Here is a 16,411-nt window from a genome sequence, read left to right as displayed (position 1 = left end):
CGTACGGAAGGCCCCCGTCAGGAGGAACGATCCTCCGCGGGGCCTCACGGGTGACGCAAGGGGGCGCCCGGCACGGCATCGCGTGGTACGGCGGTCCGCTTGACCACCATGTGCCCGTGATCCCCTCCCACTTGATCGGTGCGCTCTCCGCGCTCGCCCTGCTCGCACCCGCCTCCGCGTACGCCGCCCCGGCCCAGGCCCCCGCCGCACCCGTGGCCGCCCCCCGCCCGAAGGACTTCTTCGCCGACCTCCCCAAGGGCGGTGACCTGCACAACCACCTGTCCGGAGCGGTCACCACCGAGTTCCTGATCGAACTCGCCGCCGAAGACGGCCTTTGCATCACCACCGACACCACCACCGCGAAGCCCCCGCCGTGCGGGCCGGGGACCCGCCCCGCCGCTGACGCCGTCACCGACGCCGCGTTCCGCCGGCAGGTCATCCAGGCCTGGTCGATGCAGGACTTCCCGGCCGACGGCAACGGCCACGACCACTTCTTCGCGACCTTCGACAAGTTCGGCGAGGTGCCCTGGCGCCACCCCGGCCGCATCCTCGCGGAAGTCGCCAACACAGCCGCCCGGCAGAACCAGTTCTACCTGGAGACCATGATCACCCCGGCCTCCGGCCAGGCCCGCGCCCTCGCCGACCGGGTGGGCTACGACGCCGACCTCGACCGCATGCACGACAAGCTCGTCGCCGACGGGGGCCTCGACGCGGTCGTCCGGCAGGCCCGCACCGATGCCGACACCACCGACGCCGACTTCCGCGCCGCCGCGCACTGCGACACCCCGCGGCCCGACGCCGCGTGTTCCCTCCCGTACCGCTGGATCTCCCAGGTCGCCCGTCTCGGCACGCCCGAGCGGGTCTTCACCCAGATGGCGCTCGGGATGCGGCTGGCCGAGAGCGACCCGCGCTTCGTCGCCGTCAACCTGGTGCAGCCGGAGGACGGCGAGGTCGCCCTGCGCGACTACCGCCTGCACATGCGGATGCTGAACTACCTGAAGACCCAGTACCCCAAGGCGCACATCACCCTGCATGCGGGCGAGCTGGTACCCGGCCTGGTCAAGCCGGAGGACCTCACCTTCCACATCAGGGAGGCCGCCCAGACCGGCCGCGCCGAGCGGATCGGGCACGGCGTGTCCGTCCTGCACGAGGACCGCTGGGAGTCGCTCATGCGCTACATGGCCGACCGGCGGATCGCGGTCGAGGTCCCCTTCCACAGCAACGAGCAGATCCTGCGCGTCTCCGGCGCCGCACACCCCTTCGCCGCCTACCGCAGCCACGGCGTGCCGGTCGTCCTCGCCACCGACGACCCGGGCGTGTCCCGGATCGAGATCACCGACGAGTACCGGCGGGCCGCGCAGATGTACGGGCTCGGCTACCCCGAGTTGAGGGACCTGGCCCGGGCCTCCCTGGAGCACTCGTTCCTGCCCGGCCGCAGCCTCTGGAACCGAGACCTGCGCGGCGGCTACCGGCCGGCCGGGCCGTGCGCGGACGAGCGCCAAGGCGCCGAGCACCCGGGCGCGCGGTGCGCCGGCTTCCTCGCCGGCAGCTTGAAGGCACAGGTCGAGTGGCGTCAGGAAGCGGCCTTCCACCGCTTCGAAGCGGCCCACCCCCGCGCCACCCGCCCCCGCGCCACCCGCCCCGGCTCCCACTGACCCGGAACTCCTGAGCCGCCCCGAGGAAGGCCGACGTCCGGCCCGTGCACGCCGGTGTGCACGGGCCGGCGCTCCGCCGACGCGTCAGGAGCCCGTCGGTCGACGCAGGCGCCGCCAGTGGCCGGCCAGGTCGTTCGTCGCGGTGGTGACCGAGTCCAGGCGCATCGTGGTCCGGGTGTCCCGTTCGTAGCGCTGCCAGTTCGGCAGGGCCGGGTGGTTGGGGTCGCCGGTACGGATGAAGGAGATCCATGCCGCGTGCACGGCGGAGGCCAGCCCCTCACGGATCCGGGGATCGAGCCCGGTCAGGAACGGGGCCTGCGCCCACTTGTCGAAGTTGTCGAAGACGAACGGCAGTTCCAGGCAGTGCGCCGCCGCCAGCCTGCCGCCGTACGCGGGCGTCGGAAGGTCGAACTGGTAGGCCCAGACCGGCCGCTTGCGGGCCGCCGCCCGCCGCTCGGCGAGCGCCAGGCCGGGCATCCGGAACAGGTCGTCGCTGATCAGGTCCATCAGCACGTCCACCGGGCGGGCGCCCGGCCGGGCTTCCTCGTACGCGCCGTACGCCTCGGAAGCCCGGTTCCCGAAGGTGTCCCTCGCCCGCGCGAGCACCTGCTCCTTGGTCGCGGCGGCGTACGCGGGGTCGAGCGCGAAGGCGAAGTTGGCCTCCTCCCTGGTGCAGCCGATCAGGACGTCGATGTCCGCCCCGGGGCCGCCGAGCAGCAATTCGGCGGGATGGCGGTCCAGCGTCACCTCGTCGATCACCGGCAGGAACGGGGTGGACCAGTACCCCCACCGCCCGGTGCGCTTGAACATCTCGATGGTGGCGCCCACCAGCTGCTGCCAGGGCAGGGTCCGCAGCTGCGCCACGTCCTTGGCCCCGAGGACGTCCAGGAAGGCGGCGCTGCGCTGCAACGACTCCGTACGCGTGGGGACCTGCAGGCCGAGCGGCGGGCTCTGGAGGATGGCGCGGCGGAACAGCGGGCGGCCCGCGGGGCGGGCACCGGCCAGCGCCGCGACCGAGAACGCGCCGCCGGACTGGCCGGCCAGGGTGATGTTCTCCGGGTCCCCGCCGAACGCGGCGATGTTGTCCCGTACCCAGCGCAGGGCGGCGAGCTGGTCGGTGAGCCAGAAGTTCCCGCCGGCCCCGTCCTCGCCGAAGTAGAGGTACCCCAGCGGTCCGAGCCGGTAGTTGACGGTCACCACGACGAGATCGCCGCCCCGCGCAAAGGTCTCGCCGGAGTAGACGGGCAGCGAGCCGGATCCGGAGAGGAAGCCGCCTCCGTGGATCCAGAGCATCACCGGCCGCTTGGCGTCGTCGGCCCGCGGGGTCCAGACGTTGAGGGTGAGGCAGTCCTCGTCGAACGGGGGAGAGCCGTGCGATCCGAGGACCGGGTCGCCGCCTTCCCGGTAGAGCTGCGGTGCGCTGGGGCCGAACGCGGTGGCGTCGCGCGTTCCCGACCAGCCGGGATGGGGCTGGGCAGGGCGCCAGCGCAGCGGGCCGACCGGCGGCGCCGCGTAGGGAACGCCCTTGAAGACGGCGAGGCCTCCCTCGACGGCTCCGCGCAGCCGGCCCGCGGGCAGGTCCACGACGGGGGAGGGGTCGTCCGCCTTCGCCGCCGCCCGCGCCGCGTACCCACCCGGAACCCCGGAGGCGAGCAGTGCGGTTCCGGCCAACACCGTGCCGTTCTTGAGGACTTCGCGTCGCGATGGATCGTCGGTCATGGTGCTTCGCTCCCTGACTGATCGCAGGACCGCCGCCGATATATGGCATAGCGGAGATTTGACGACCGCAAGTGTTACGGCACATCCGTGAGCGGGGTCAAGGGGTGCGGGGCTCTTATCGCTCCATGTCTCGCGAACTATTGACGGCCGTCTCATTAACGCGATAGACACGTGTCACCCTCCAGGCACCCCATCGGCAACACCCGGTCCACCAGGGCCGGCTGACCACGTACGGAGTCTCCATGGCAGGTCGGTATCGCCCCGTTGGTCTGATCGCCGTCACGACGGGCCTCTTGCTGACCACCGCGTGCGGTGGCGCCAGCCTCGGGACCGGCGACGGCGACAAGCAGGACGGGCCCGTGAAGATCGGGCTCCTCGTCCCGCAGTCCGGAACGTACAAGGCGCTCGGCGACGACATGAAGCAGGGCTTCGAGCTCTACGTCAAGCAGCACGGCGGCAGACTCGGCGGCCGGGAAGTGGAGATCGTGACCGCCGACGAAGGGGAGACGGCCGACTCCGGCAAGGCGGCGGCGGAGAAGCTCGTCAAGCAGGACCGGGTCCTGGCGGTGAGCGGCGTGGTCAGCTCGGCCACCATCAACGGGGTCAAGGACCTCTTCGAGACGAGCAAGGTGCCGCTCGTCGGCTCGAACGCCTCGCCGACGACGCTGACCGGGACCAAGTACGTCTGGCGCACGTCGTACGTCAACGACGAGCCGGGCAAGGCGCTCGGCAAGTACGTCGCCGAGAAGGCCGGCGGCCCCGTCTTCCTGGTCGCCGCGGGCTACCAGGCGGGCAAGGACGAGGTGGAGGGCTTCAAGTCCACCTTCCTCCCGGCCGGCGGCAAACTCGCGGGAGAGGAGGTCTACACCCCCTTCCCGGGGACGAAGAACTTCCAGCCCTACCTGGCCCAGATCCAGAACTCCGGGGCGAAGGCGGTCTTCTGCTTCTACGCGGGCGCCGCCGCCGTCGACTTCGTCAAGCAGTACCGGGACTTCGGGCTGGCCGGCAAGATCCCGCTCTACGGACCCGGCTTCCTCACCGAGGGCGGCGTACTGAAGGGGCAGGGGGAGGCGGCCGAAGGCATCTTCACGGCGCTCAACTACAGCGCCGACCTGGACAACGCGGCGAACGGGCAGTTCGCACCCGCCTACCGGTCCGCCTACGGAGCGCCCGCCACCACCTACGCGATGGCGTCATGGGACGCGGCGCAGGTGCTCGACAAGGCCATCAAGGCGGCCGGTGGCACCGTGACCCCGGAATCGGTCAACGCCGCCATCTCCAAGGTGGGGGACATCGACAGCCCGCGCGGCACCTGGAAGTTCGGCAACGCGGGCACGCCCGTCCAGCCGTGGTACCTGCGCGAGGTCAAGCAGGGCGCCAACACCGTCACCGCCGAGCTCGGCCGGCTGGGCGGCTGACATGACCGGATGGTTGAACGGCAACCTCGTCAGCGTCGTCGACGGGGTTGCCTTCGGTCTGCTGCTGTTCACGATGGCCGTCGGGCTCTCCCTGGTCTTCGGCATGATGGACGTGCTGAACCTGGCCCACGGCACCCTCTACCTGGGCGGGGCGTACGTCGCCTACGCGCTGTCCGACGGCAGCCTGTGGGGCCTGGTCCTCGCGCTGGCGGCAGGCGCCCTGGCCGGCGGTGCGGGCGGGGCCGCGCTCACGTTCCTCACCCGGCCGCTCGCCCGGCGCGGGCACCTGGACCAGGCCCTGCTGACGCTCGGCATCACCTTCATCGTCGCGGACCTGCTGGCCGCGGCCTTCGGCGGCGACGTGCTCCCCACGGACCCGCCGTCGGCCCTGCGCGGCACGGTGGACCTCGTCGGCCACGCCTATCCGGTCTACCGGCTGGTGTTCATCGGCGTCGCGGCCGGCCTCGTGCTCCTCGTCCACCTCGTCTTCGAGCGCAGCCGGCTCGGCGCGCTGGTACGGGCCGCGGTCGCCGACCGGGACATGGTGCGCGCACTCGGGGTCGACGTCCGCAAGGTGCTGTACGGGGTCTTCGCCTCCGGCGCCGCCCTGGCGGCGGTCGGCGGCGTCCTCGGGGCACCGATCCTGGGCCCAGGGCCGGGCGTCGACGAGACCGTGCTCGTCCTCTCCCTCGTGGTCGTGGTCGTCGGCGGTCTCGGATCCGTGCGCGGTGCGCTCGCCGGAGCGCTCCTGATCGGGCAGGTGCAGACCCTCGGGGTGGCGCTGCTCCCCGAGTACGCGCCCTTCCTGCTCTTCGGCACCATGCTGATCGTGCTCGTCGTCCGGCCGAACGGCCTGGTCCCATCGGCGGTGAGCGCATGAACCGGACCGCAACCACCGGCGCGGGAACCGCGGGAACCGCGGGCGCCGCCGGGCGGCGGCTGTCTGCGGCCGCCGTGGTCCTCGCACTCGCCGTGGCCCCCTTCGTCCTCGGCCCGTACGCCATCGGCACCCTGTCGCGCATCCTGGTGTTCGCGCTCCTCGCCGTCAGCGTGAACCTGCTCACCGGCCTGACGGGGCTGCCGACACTCGGCCAGTCGGCCCACTTCGGAGTCGGTGCCTACACCGCCGCCATCGTGGCGACGCGCCTCACCGACGTCGGACTCTTCCAGCTGCTCATCGCCGCAGGCGTCTCGGCGCTGGTGGCGGTCCCGACCGGGTGGCTGGCGGTGAGGGCGCGGGGCGTGGTCTTCCTGATGCTGACCCTGGCGATCGGCGAGATCGCGTACAGCGCCGCCGTCAACTGGAAGCCCGTGACGAACGGCACCGACGGCATATCGGGCATCCCGCCCGTCGTTCCGCTGCCCGGCATGCCCGCACTGGCGCTGGACGGGCTCGTCTACTTCCACGTACTGGCCGTGTTCCTGCTCCTCCTCGCGGCCGTCACCCGCCTGGGCTCGACCCCCTTCGCCCTCGCCCTGCGCGGAATCCGCGACAACGAGCCGCGGATGAGGGCGATCGGCTATCCGACGCGGCGCTACGCCCTGACCGTCTACTGCGGGGCCGGGGCACTGGCGGGCGTCGCCGGAGCCCTGTGGGTCTCGGTGCAGAGGTTCGTCTCGCCCGGCGACGCCGGATTCGAGATCGCGGCCCTGGCGCTGCTGGCCGTGGTCATCGGCGGCTCCGGCTCCCTGTGGGGAGCCTGCGCCGGCGCCGCGCTGGTCTGGCTCACCCGCGACTACCTCGGGAACCTCGAAGCCGTCGCCGGGCGAGGCCCGCTCCTGCTCGGACTGCTCTTCGTCGTCGCCGTGTACGCGCTGCCCCGCGGGCTGGCGGGCGTACGGCTGCCGCTCATGACCACCCGAAAGAGAACGACGTGACCGACCAGACCCACGGCCACCCCTCCCTCCTGGAACTACGGGACCTCTCACGGCACTTCGGGTCCTTCCGGGCCCTGGACGAGGTCTCCGTCCGGGTGCGGTCGGGAGCCCGGCACGCGATCATCGGCCCGAACGGCGCGGGCAAGTCCACCCTGTTCGGCCTGGTCTCCGGAACGCTGCCGGTCACCGCGGGATCGATCCTCTTCGACGGGCAGGACGTGACCCGGCTGCCCGTGCACCGCCGGGTCGGCCTCGGGATCGCCGCCACGTTCCAGCACTCCAGCCTCTTCATGCGGGAGTCCGTGCTGGAAAACGTACTGCTCTCCTTGTTGCGGCGGCCCGGGGGAGGGCTCGGGGGCCGGCGGAAGGTCGCCGCCCGGCCGAAGACGATCGCCCAGGCGCACGCCCTGCTCGACCGGGTGGGCCTGCCCAGCCGGTACGAGCTCGCGGCGGCCGAACTCTCGCACGGCGAACGGAGACAGCTGGAGGTCGCCGTCGCGCTGGCCACCGATCCCCGGCTGCTGCTCCTGGACGAACCGGCCGCCGGCATGTCTCCCGCGGAGACCGCTCGGCTCACCGCACTGATCGCCGCCCTGCCCGCCGAGGTGACCGTACTCCTCGTCGAACACGACCTCGACATGGTCTTCGAGCTCGCCGACACGGTGACCGTCATGCACCTCGGCCGGCACCTGATGACCGGCTCCCCGGACGCGGTGCGCGCCTCCGCTGCGGTCCAGAGCGCCTACCTCGGCACCGCGGAGGCCGCCTCGTGAAACCGTTCTTCAGCGTGCGCGACCTGAGGTCCGGCTACGCCGGGGGCCTCGTCCTCGGCGGTGTCGACCTGGACCTCGACGCGGGCGGCGTCGTCGCCGTCCTCGGCCGCAACGGGGTCGGGAAGACCACGCTCATCTCGACCGTCACGGGGCTCGTACGGCCGTACGGGGGCAGCGTCACCCTCGACGGCCGGGAGATCGCCGGAGCCCGCGTCGACGTGATCGCCCGCGCCGGTGTCGGCATCGTCCCGCAGGGGCGGCGGGTGTTCGCCCCGCTGACCGTGGCCGAGCACCTCGCGATCGCCTCGCGGCGTCCGGCCGCGGGCCCGTGGACCAGGGCCCGCGTCCTCGAGCTGCTGCCGCGGCTGGGGGAGCGGCTCGGTCACCGCGGGGACCAGCTCTCCGGCGGGGAACAGCAGATGCTCGCGATCGCCAGGGCCCTGCTGGGCAATCCGCGCCTGCTCCTGCTCGACGAGCCGTCCGACGGCCTCGCGCCGGCGATCGTCGCCCAGGTGGGCGAGGTGATCCTCGAGGTGGGTGCGCAGGGCACGGCGGTCGTCCTCGTCGAGCAGAACCTGGGGCTCGCCTTCTCCGCGGCCCAGGACGTCGCGGTGATGCAGAAGGGCCGCATCGTCCACCGGGCGTCCTGTGCGGAATTCGCCTCCCGCCCCGAGGACCGACGGCGACTGCTCGGCGTGGACTGAGCGGTCCCCGCACTCCGGCTCCTCCTTCACGGCGAAGGGCCCCGTACCGCCACGGTTGGCGCTGCGGGGCCCTGGGCGGTGCGTGACGGGCGGGGTTACCAGGCGTACCAGGCGCCGTTGTACCACTGCTCGCTGGCACTGTCGTTGTGGTGATCCATGTTGAAGTCCTCGGGGTAGTTCCGGACGTGGTTGTTCGGGTAGGTCCAGATGCCCGCGGACTCGTCGCAGACGTAGTCCCAATGGCAGATGGTCTTGACGGGCACGTTGCCGAAGAACCGGTCGGCGCCCGCGAGCGGGGCGCCGACGATCCCGCCGAACGGCACGGATCCGCCGTTGGCGCCGGGAGGGCCCTGGCGCTTGGGGTCCGCGATGAGCACGGCGTTGACGTTGCCGAACGTCTGCCAGTTCTCGGTGATCCACGTGTGCACCACCGCGGCGCCCAAGGAGTACCCGCCCATCTTGACGTGCTGCCAGGGACAGGCCGCGCGCTGGTCGCGGACCAGCCGGTTCAGCTCATTGACGCCCGCCCGGGCGCTCGCGCCGTTGGGGATCCGGGTGGGGTACCCCACGTGCTGCTGGATGTTGCCGTAGAAGCCGTCGTTGTTCCACGAGCTGCCGGTACCTCCGACGACGATCGTGTACGTGCCCTCGCACGAGGCCGCCGCCTGCGCCGCGGCCCCCTGTGCGGTGGCCCCCTGTACCGCGGAAAGTCCGACCGTCAGCAAAAACCCGGCCGCCACGGCCGAGATCCTTCTGGCTCGCATTCGATCCTCCAAGGATAGTCGGCCCACGTGTCCGCCTCCCGATGCGTAACGCCGTCGGCCGAAGTCACCGGACGACCGTCGCAGCGGCCGATGACATCCCGATGAAACCCGCGACGGGGCGGCGACTCCATCGGGATTTCATCGCCCCTTCCTAGCGTGGGTGCGTTCGGAGGAAGGCCTCGACCACAGGGGAAGGAAGGCTCGATGGCGCGGAGGGGATTCACGGCGAGGCTGCCGGTTGCGGTCATGGCCGCGGCGGCGGTGATGAGCACGATGGCTGCCTCCGGATCACCGGCCGCGTCGTCACCGGCCGCGTCGTCACCGGCCGGGTCGTCACCGGCCGGGTCATCGTCCGCCGCGTCGGCCATCGCCGCAGCGGGGCCGGACAAGCCGACGATCCGCTACACCGAGTACGGAATCCCGCACATCATCGCCTCGGACTGGGAGGGCCTGGGAACGGGCTACGGATACGCCGCGGCCAAGGACAACGTCTGCACGCTGGCCGAGACCTATCTGATGGTCAACGCCCGGAAGTCCCGCTACCTGGGCCCCGACGGCAAGGCCAGCCCCGGCGAGAAGCAGAACACCACCACCAATCTCAACAGCGACCTCTACTTCCAGCGGATCAACGACAACCGCGTGGTGGAGCGCCTGCTCGACCAGCCCGCCCCCAACGGGCCGGAGCCGGAGGTTCGGGAAGCCATTCGCGGCTATGTCCGCGGATACAACAGGTACCTGGCCGAGACGGGCGTGGACAACATCTCAGACCCGGCCTGCCGCGGCGCCGCCTGGGTGCGGCCGATCACGGAACTGGACGTATACCGGCACGCGCACGCCGAGATCATCATGGGCAGCGCCGATCCGCTGCTGGACGGTCAGGTGACCGCCGCACCCCCGGGCGCACCGGCTGCCGCGCCGCCGGCATCCTCACCCGAGGAGACGGCGGCGAAGATCCGCGACGCCCTGGCCGTCAGCCGTCAGCAGAGCATGGGCAGCAACGCCTTGGCGGTGGGTTCGCAGGGCGTGTCCGGGGGCACCGGCATGCTGTTGGCCAACCCGCACTTCCCGTGGCAGGGCAAGAACCGGATGTGGCAGAGCCAGCTGACGATCCCGGGGAAGATCAACGTCTCCGGGGCGAGCCTGCTCGGATTCCCCGCGGTGAACATCGGGCACAACGACGACGTCGCCTGGAGCCACACCGTCGCCACGGTGGCCCCGTTCGGGCTGTTCGACGTACAGGTCGATCCGCTGAACCCGACCAACTACCTGGTCGACGGTGCTTGGCAGCGGATGACCTCGCAGCAGGTCGCCGTCGACGTACTGAACGCGGACGGCTCCATCGGCAAGGTCACCAGGACGCTCTGGGCCACCCGGTACGGCCCGGTCGTCACCTCGGTGCTGGGCATCCCGCTGCCGTGGGTGGTCAGCGCGCACGCCGTGCGCGACGTGAACACGGACAATCTGCGGGCGCTCAACACCTGGTTCCACCTCGACCGGGCCAAGGACGTCAACGAGGTGGTCGACACCCTCGAGACCACGCAGGGCGTCCCCTTCTTCAACACCGTCGCCTCCGACCGCAAGGGCAACGCCCTGTACGCGGACATCCAGGCCACTGCGAACATCACCGACGAGCACGCCCAGTCGTGCCTGACCCTGACCGGGCGGCTGCTGTTCAACCAGGAGCTGCGGCTGCCGAACGTGCCGCCGGTCTCCGTCCTCGACGGCAAGCGCAGTGCCTGTGACTGGCCGGACGATCCGAACGCGGTCGCGCCCGGACTGCTGGACCCGCACAAGCAGCCACGTCTGATCCGCAAGGACTTCGCCGGCAACGCCAACGACAGCGCCTGGCTGGCCAACCCCGAGCAGCCGCTGTCCTTCCCGAGGGTGATGGGCGATACGGCCGCTCCCCGGTCACTGCGCACCCAGGAGCTGATCCTGACCGCGCAGAACCGGATCAACGGCACCGACGGTCTTCCCGGCAGGGGCTTCACACCGGAGAACATGCGGCAGTTGCTGTTCGCGGACAACAGCAGGGCCGCCGACCTGGCCCTCGACGCCACGGTCGCGATGTGCCGCAGCCTCCCGTTCGGGCTCATCCTGGTCGACGGCAACCTGGTCAACGTGAGCGAGGCCTGCCCGATCCTGGCCGCATGGCGGGACCACGACTTCACGGCCGACAGCCGGGGGTCGTGGCTCTTCGAGAACTACTGGGCCTTCCTGCTGAACGGGCAGGCGATCGAGAAACTGCCGTGGCGGGTGCCCTTCGACCCCAAGGACCCGGTGCACACGCCCAATTCACTGGACGCCGGAAGCTCCGCCGTCCGCGACGCGTTCGGCCGGGCGGTCCTCGCGCTGCGCAGGGCGGGTGTTGCCCTGAACGCGCCGCTGTCGGACGTCCAGAAGATCACCCGCGGCGGTGAGCAGATCCCGATCCACGGTTCGATCGGTGAACTGGGCGTACTGAACGTGGTCACTCCCGGCCTGGTCGACGGCAAGCTCGACATCACCTTCGGATCCAGTTTCATCCAGCAGGTGAAGTTCACCGCCGACGGCCCGCCGCAGGCCTCCTCGGTGCTCGCCTACTCCCAGTCGGCCAACCCGAACTCGCCGCACCACGCCGACCAGACCAGGCTGTTCTCGGCCGGCCAGTGGGTGACGGAACGGTTCACCGAAGACCAGATCGCGGCCTCGCCGGCACTGGAGATCAAGGTCCTTTCCTGATGAGGCCGCCCTTCCGTCCACATGCCCGACGACAAGGCTCCCAAGGGGGAAGCAGCGTGATGAGGAAAACGAGTCCATGGCGCATGGTGGTGGCGTTGACGGCCGCCATCGTGGCGCTGGCCGCACCGGCAGGCACGGCACGGGCCGCCGAGCCCACCGGGCCGCCGCCGCTGGCGGACGGCTTCGGCCTGACCCAGGTCGACACGGCGACAGGCGGTCCCCGCAACTTCCACATCACCGTGACCACACCGGAGGTCGCGGGCAAGCACCACATCAAGATCATCTTGCCGAGCGGCTACTACGACGACCCGGCCAGGCGCTATCCGGTGCTGTACTTCCTGCACGGGTCCCCCGACGACCCGATCCAGCAGAACTACCCGGCGCTGACCACCTCCGACCAGATGATCACCGTCATTCCGGACGGCGGCGCCCGGGGCTGGTACGCCAACTGGCTCAACCAGAGGACCGCGGCCGGGGCCCAGAACTGGGAGAACTTCCACCTCAAGCAGGTGATCCCGTTCATCGACGCGAACCTGCGCACCATCGCCGCCAAGAAGGCCAGGGCCGTCGCCGGTGTCTCCATGGGCGGGTTCGGGGCCCTGCACTACGCCCAGGTCCGCCCCGACCTGTTCAGCCAGACCGCGTCCCTGTCGGGCGACATCGATCTGTCGGTCCGCTCCATGGACCTGCGGATGGCCGTCGTGGCCTCCCTCGTCGCCTACGAGCCCAGCGTGGACAGCGACGCCGTGTTCGGCTCGCCCTACCCGGTGTTCAACGCCGACTGGAGGTTCAACGAGGTCGACCCGGCGGCGCACATGAACAAGCTCGCGGGAGTGGGAGTCTCCATCTACGTGGGCAACGGCCGCGGTGACGTCACCGACTTGGAGTTCTGGGTCGAGAGCGCGTCCAAGCACGTCAAGGACAGCATGGACGCCCTGCGGATGCCCTACTACTACGTCGACTACGGTGACGGTTCCGCCTGGGGCACCCAGTGCAACGGCGGCCACAACGCCGGCTGCTGGGAACAGGACCTCCGCGATCTGATCCCCAGGCTGGAAAGGTCCTTCGCCGCCTGACGGGAGGGCCCGGAGGGTGAGCCCGTCCGCTGGACTCCGCCCCGGTACGGCAGGGTCAGCCGGTACAGGTGATCGAGAACGGGACCGGGTCGGAGGTGGCGTGGGTGGGACTCTGGAGCTCCACCGCCATCCCGGTGGTGAGCGTGCCGGCCCTCGCGTAGGCCGTCAGGTGCACCGTGTCCTGCCCCGTGGGCGTGGCCCTGTCCCCGATCTTCATGGTGCGCCAGTGCGGGTCCACCACCGCGCCGTTGCCGGACACCCAGCGGTAGGAGATCAGGGTGGGCTCGGAGGCCGTGAACGTCGCGGTGAACGACGGGGCCCTGCCCTCGGGGCTCGGACAGCGGCCGGTGTACGTCGTGTGCGCGCCCACCACCGACATCCGCAGGCCCGGGTCGGAGGCCCCTTCCCCGCCGTTGCCGGTGAAGGCGTAGGCCAGCCCGGCCGCGGTCAGTACGCAGGCGGCCGCGCCGGTCGTGACCAAGGCCGCCGTACGCCGCCTGCGCAGCGGGGCGCCGGGGACGGGGGTCGCGGCCGCGGACTCCGTCCCCGAGGGCGTCCCGGCCGCCGCCCGTTGCGCCGCACTCGCCGGGACCGGGGCGGCCGTCGTGGTGGCCCCGGGCCCGCGGGCGATGTCCCGCAGGGCTTCGGCGACCTCGGCGGCGGGAGTCCGCTCGGCGGGCTCCTTGCGGAGCAGCCCGGCGATGACAGGGGCGAGCGGACCCGCCCGGGAGGGCTCCGGCGGTTCCTCGTCCACCACGGCCCGCAGCGTGCTCAGCGCGGTGTCCTGCCGGAAGGGGGAGATCCCCTCGACGGCCGCGTACAGCATCACCCCGAGCGACCACAGGTCCGACTCGGGACCCGAGGGGCGGCCCAGCGCCCGCTCCGGCGGCAAGAACTCGGGGGAGCCGACCACCTCGCCGGTCATGGTCAGGGCGGTGCTGCCCTCGACCATCGCGATGCCGAAGTCCCCGAGCACCACCCGCCCGTCCTCGGCGAGCAGCACGTTCGCCGGCTTCACGTCCCGGTGCTCCACCCCGACGGCGTGCGCGGCACGCAGGGCGCCCAGTACCTCCGCGCCGATGTGCGCGGTGTGCCGCGGGGTGAGCGGCCCTTCGGCCCGCAGCAGTTCGGCCAGCGACTGCCCGCGGATCAGTTCCATCACGATCCAGGGCCGGTCCTCGTCGATGACCACGTCGTAGACCGTCACCACGTGGCGGTCGGGTATCCGGGCCGCCGCCCACGCCTCCCGCTCGAGCCGGCTGTACATCCGCGCGATGTCGCCCGCCCCCAGGCCGCCCGGCGGCCGCACCTCCTTGACGGCGACCTCCCGCTGCAGGGTCTCGTCACGGGCCCGCCACACGGTGCCCATGCCGCCCTCGCCGAGCCGGGACAGCAGCCGGTAGCGGCCCGCGATCAGGCGTTCGCCGCCGGGTGCGGCCACCGCGTCCGGAGCACCCGCGAGCACGGTCTCCGTCACGGTCTCGGTTTCCTCGTAGCGCATGGGGGCGGTACTTCCTCTCAAGCCGGCCGACGTGGACATCACGTACCGGCCACGCCCCCGGTTCAGCCGGGCGCGGGGAAATTTTCCGAGACGTGCCCGAACCGAACACCTTCTCGATGGCGTGTTGCTGTCGTAGGAACAGTCAGCAGCATCGCTTTCGAGGAGTGTGCAGTGCCATCGGTCATCGTCGGGCGCACGGGTCCCTTCACCGGCCAGAGCGTCGTCCTGGGCAGCGAGTCCCTCAGCTTCGGGCGCAAGAGCGACAACGGCGTCGTGATCGTCAGCCCCAGTGCCTCCCGGCTGCACGCCGAAGTCCTCGCGGAGGACGGCGGATTCGTCCTCTACGACCGGGACAGCCGCAACGGCACCTTCGTCAACGACCAGCGCGTCACCCGGCACGTCCTGCGCGCGAACGACTGCATCCGCATCGGCGACGAAACCTTCCTCTACGAGGCGCAGGACTCCATGGAGACGGTCATGGACCTCTCCCTCCTGGACGTCCCCCGGCCGAGCGCCGCGGACCCCGGCACACTGCGGGTCACCGTCACCGGTGGCGGCCCGGTCGGCCTCGCCTTCGCCCTGGCGCTCGACGAGATGCTGCCCGGTCGCACCGCCATCACCCTCTACGACGGCCGGTGGACCAGGAAGGGCGCCGCGGTCGTCTGGAAGGACGAGACCCAGGGCAACTTCCGCCGCCAGCAGGTGGTGACCGTCCAGAGCCGGCAGTACCTCGCCCTGTCCGAGGAGGTGCTCACCGCGCTCTTCGGCGACGACGGCGCCTACTCCGAGATGTGGCCCGTCGGCCCGGACTCCGTCGACGGCCGCCCGCCCCGCAACATCCGGATCGCCCACATCGAGGACCGGCTGCTGGACCTGGCGAACCGGCGGTCGGCGATCCGCCTCGTCCCCCGGCGTTTCGACGTGGAGGAGCAGCAGAACCGGCTCACCCAGGAACACGTCCTGGTGGTCTGCGAGGGCGGCCGCTCCCGCACCCGCGAGCACTACGCGGACCGCTTCGGCGCGGCCGACGCCTCGATCTACTCCCTCGACGGCGAGCACCTCCAGGACATCGTCCTGGGCCTGCGCGTCAAGTCGAAGCTGCCCGACCCGATGAGCGTACTGCTCACCGTGTCGCAGAACCGGTTCCTCCTCAACTCGCTGCGCGGCGAGGGCTTCCTGAACATGCGGCTCACCCGCGAAGAGGCCAGGAACGTCATCGGCATCGACCCGGTGCGCCAGGTGTTCGAGGAGTGCATCGCCACCCGCCCCTGCCTGATGAGCCGCCAGGAGGAGGACAACGAGTTCCGCTGCCCCACCCACGGCACCCTGTTCCTGCCCGCCCTGCTGCGCAGCTCCCCGCTGTGGAAGGAGATCCGGCAGGGCCTCGGCCTCTTCGGGGTGGCGGAGGACGACCTGTCCGCGATCACCTCGTTCCGGCTGGACATGGTGCAGCGCCCGCGGTTCACCGCGCAGCTGCGCCGCCCGACCGCGACCAGCCCCGGTACGTACGGATTCCTGCTGGGCGACGCGGCCAACGCCATCCACTTCTGGCCGGGCCGCGGCCTCAACAGCGGTCTGGCCTCCGCCTCTTCACTGGCCCGCTCGCTCAGCCGCGCCTGGCGGGGCAAACCGCTGCGGGACGCCGACTTCATCCGTCACGAGGCGGCGATGTCCATGCTCCAGTACCGCCACAAGAGCCGGGCGTGGAACGCCATGGTGACCACCGACGAGCAGGGCGTCACCCGGGCCATCAGGGACATCATCGCGCGCAGCGCGGAGGCCGGCGGCGCCGCGCCCGGTGCGGCACCCGGGCCGGCGCCGGCTGCCGCGTCCGGTGCCGGGGACGGGAGCGATCTGGACGCGCTGCTGGAGCGCATGTCCGGGATCCGCGACCGGCTGGCGTCCCGGCTGCCCGGCCTGCCCACGGACGCGGAACTCCGCTCCCACCTCGCCCCGATCGCCCCCGCCACCCTCCGCACCCTGAGGGAGAGCGGCGCCTGGGACACCCTGATCGTCGGCGGCGAGGAGGCCGACATCGACCTCTTCTACCAGTCGGACTCCCCGGTGTTCGTCCCCCGCCCGGCCGACCCCCGGGCCCTCCCGCGGTCCTAAAGGGTGTTGCAGAAGGTCTGCCGCGGGCAGGCCGGAGCGGTGTCTGACGTGCTGTTTCACCCTGTGAGGGTGAGGTTGTGCATGGTGGCG

At 71.4% G+C, this 16,411-nt stretch carries 12 protein-coding genes; 9 read left to right on the top strand and 3 right to left on the bottom strand.

Features of this window, described 5'->3' with window-relative positions; genetic code table 11:
* Positions 1-116 precede the first annotated feature (116 nt).
* Positions 117-1,655, top strand: coding sequence for an adenosine deaminase (locus ACFY1T_RS22690; RefSeq protein ID WP_390789757.1), 1,539 nt, complete (start codon positions 117-119; stop codon positions 1,653-1,655).
* 84 nt (positions 1,656-1,739) lie between these two features.
* On the opposite strand, the gene ACFY1T_RS22685 is transcribed toward ACFY1T_RS22690, so the two are convergent.
* Positions 1,740-3,374, bottom strand: a complete 1,635-nt coding sequence (locus tag ACFY1T_RS22685; RefSeq protein WP_390789756.1) for a carboxylesterase/lipase family protein — start codon at positions 3,372-3,374, stop codon at positions 1,740-1,742.
* A 242-nt stretch (positions 3,375-3,616) separates the two neighbouring features.
* Here ACFY1T_RS22685 and ACFY1T_RS22680 point away from each other — a divergent pair, with 242 nt between their 5' ends.
* The 5 genes from ACFY1T_RS22680 to ACFY1T_RS22660 are packed head-to-tail and all read left to right on the top strand — an operon-like array spanning position 3,617 to position 8,147.
* A complete protein-coding gene (locus ACFY1T_RS22680; protein ID WP_390789755.1) occupies positions 3,617-4,792 on the top strand; it encodes an ABC transporter substrate-binding protein in 1,176 nt (391 codons plus the stop codon).
* Between the two features lies 1 nt (position 4,793).
* Positions 4,794-5,672, top strand: coding sequence for a branched-chain amino acid ABC transporter permease (locus ACFY1T_RS22675; RefSeq protein ID WP_390789754.1), 879 nt, complete (start codon positions 4,794-4,796; stop codon positions 5,670-5,672).
* On the top strand, positions 5,669-6,670 hold the full coding sequence (locus ACFY1T_RS22670) for a branched-chain amino acid ABC transporter permease (protein ID WP_390789753.1): 1,002 nt from the start codon (positions 5,669-5,671) through the stop codon (positions 6,668-6,670). The genes ACFY1T_RS22675 and ACFY1T_RS22670 overlap by 4 nt, the downstream gene beginning before the upstream one ends.
* Positions 6,667-7,443, top strand: coding sequence for an ABC transporter ATP-binding protein (locus ACFY1T_RS22665; protein ID WP_390789752.1), 777 nt, complete (start codon positions 6,667-6,669; stop codon positions 7,441-7,443). The genes ACFY1T_RS22670 and ACFY1T_RS22665 overlap by 4 nt, the downstream gene beginning before the upstream one ends.
* A complete protein-coding gene (locus ACFY1T_RS22660; protein WP_390789751.1) occupies positions 7,440-8,147 on the top strand; it encodes an ABC transporter ATP-binding protein in 708 nt (235 codons plus the stop codon). The genes ACFY1T_RS22665 and ACFY1T_RS22660 overlap by 4 nt, the downstream gene beginning before the upstream one ends.
* Positions 8,148-8,242: 95 nt before the next feature.
* Here ACFY1T_RS22660 and ACFY1T_RS22655 read toward each other — a convergent pair whose 3' ends face one another.
* Complete coding sequence (locus ACFY1T_RS22655) at positions 8,243-8,911, bottom strand: cutinase family protein (RefSeq protein WP_390789750.1); 669 nt, start codon at positions 8,909-8,911, stop codon at positions 8,243-8,245.
* A 204-nt stretch (positions 8,912-9,115) separates the two neighbouring features.
* On the opposite strand from ACFY1T_RS22655, the gene ACFY1T_RS22650 reads away from it, so the two are divergent.
* Both ACFY1T_RS22650 and ACFY1T_RS22645 read left to right on the top strand, forming a co-directional pair.
* On the top strand, positions 9,116-11,632 hold the full coding sequence (locus tag ACFY1T_RS22650) for a penicillin acylase family protein (protein WP_390789749.1): 2,517 nt from the start codon (positions 9,116-9,118) through the stop codon (positions 11,630-11,632).
* A gap of 83 nt (positions 11,633-11,715) precedes the next feature.
* The gene (locus tag ACFY1T_RS22645; protein WP_390789748.1) at positions 11,716-12,708 is read left to right on the top strand and encodes an alpha/beta hydrolase; all 993 of its coding nucleotides are present in this window, start codon (positions 11,716-11,718) and stop codon (positions 12,706-12,708) included.
* 55 nt (positions 12,709-12,763) lie between these two features.
* Here ACFY1T_RS22645 and ACFY1T_RS22640 read toward each other — a convergent pair whose 3' ends face one another.
* Positions 12,764-14,209 (bottom strand): protein kinase, encoded by a 1,446-nt coding sequence (locus ACFY1T_RS22640; RefSeq protein WP_390789747.1) that lies wholly within the window; start codon positions 14,207-14,209, stop codon positions 12,764-12,766.
* A 171-nt stretch (positions 14,210-14,380) separates the two neighbouring features.
* Between ACFY1T_RS22640 and ACFY1T_RS22635 the strand changes: the two genes are divergently transcribed.
* Positions 14,381-16,321: an FHA domain-containing protein gene (locus ACFY1T_RS22635; RefSeq protein ID WP_390789746.1), complete on the top strand. Its 1,941-nt coding sequence runs from the start codon at positions 14,381-14,383 to the stop codon at positions 16,319-16,321.
* Positions 16,322-16,411: the final 90 nt, after the last annotated feature.

The sequence above is a fragment of the Streptomyces sp. NPDC001194 genome, from assembly GCF_042896985.1.
In the GTDB taxonomy this organism is placed as follows: Bacteria; Actinomycetota; Actinomycetes; order Streptomycetales; family Streptomycetaceae; genus Streptomyces.
The sequence above is the reverse complement of the archived record's forward strand: the minus strand, read 5'-3'. Positions and strand labels throughout refer to the sequence as shown.

What these genes read in the sequence shown, in the direction of transcription:
- ACFY1T_RS22685 (WP_390789756.1), bottom strand. Translation starts at nt 3,374, where the DNA reads ATGACCGACGATCCATCGCGACGCGAAGTCCTCAAGAACGGCACGGTG.
- ACFY1T_RS22680 (WP_390789755.1), top strand. Translation starts at nt 3,617, where the DNA reads ATGGCAGGTCGGTATCGCCCCGTTGGTCTGATCGCCGTCACGACGGGC.
- ACFY1T_RS22675 (WP_390789754.1), top strand. Translation starts at nt 4,794, where the DNA reads ATGACCGGATGGTTGAACGGCAACCTCGTCAGCGTCGTCGACGGGGTT.
- ACFY1T_RS22670 (WP_390789753.1), top strand. Translation starts at nt 5,669, where the DNA reads ATGAACCGGACCGCAACCACCGGCGCGGGAACCGCGGGAACCGCGGGC.
- ACFY1T_RS22655 (WP_390789750.1), bottom strand. Translation starts at nt 8,911, where the DNA reads ATGCGAGCCAGAAGGATCTCGGCCGTGGCGGCCGGGTTTTTGCTGACG.
- ACFY1T_RS22650 (WP_390789749.1), top strand. Translation starts at nt 9,116, where the DNA reads ATGGCGCGGAGGGGATTCACGGCGAGGCTGCCGGTTGCGGTCATGGCC.
- ACFY1T_RS22645 (WP_390789748.1), top strand. Translation starts at nt 11,716, where the DNA reads ATGGTGGTGGCGTTGACGGCCGCCATCGTGGCGCTGGCCGCACCGGCA.
- ACFY1T_RS22640 (WP_390789747.1), bottom strand. Translation starts at nt 14,209, where the DNA reads ATGCGCTACGAGGAAACCGAGACCGTGACGGAGACCGTGCTCGCGGGT.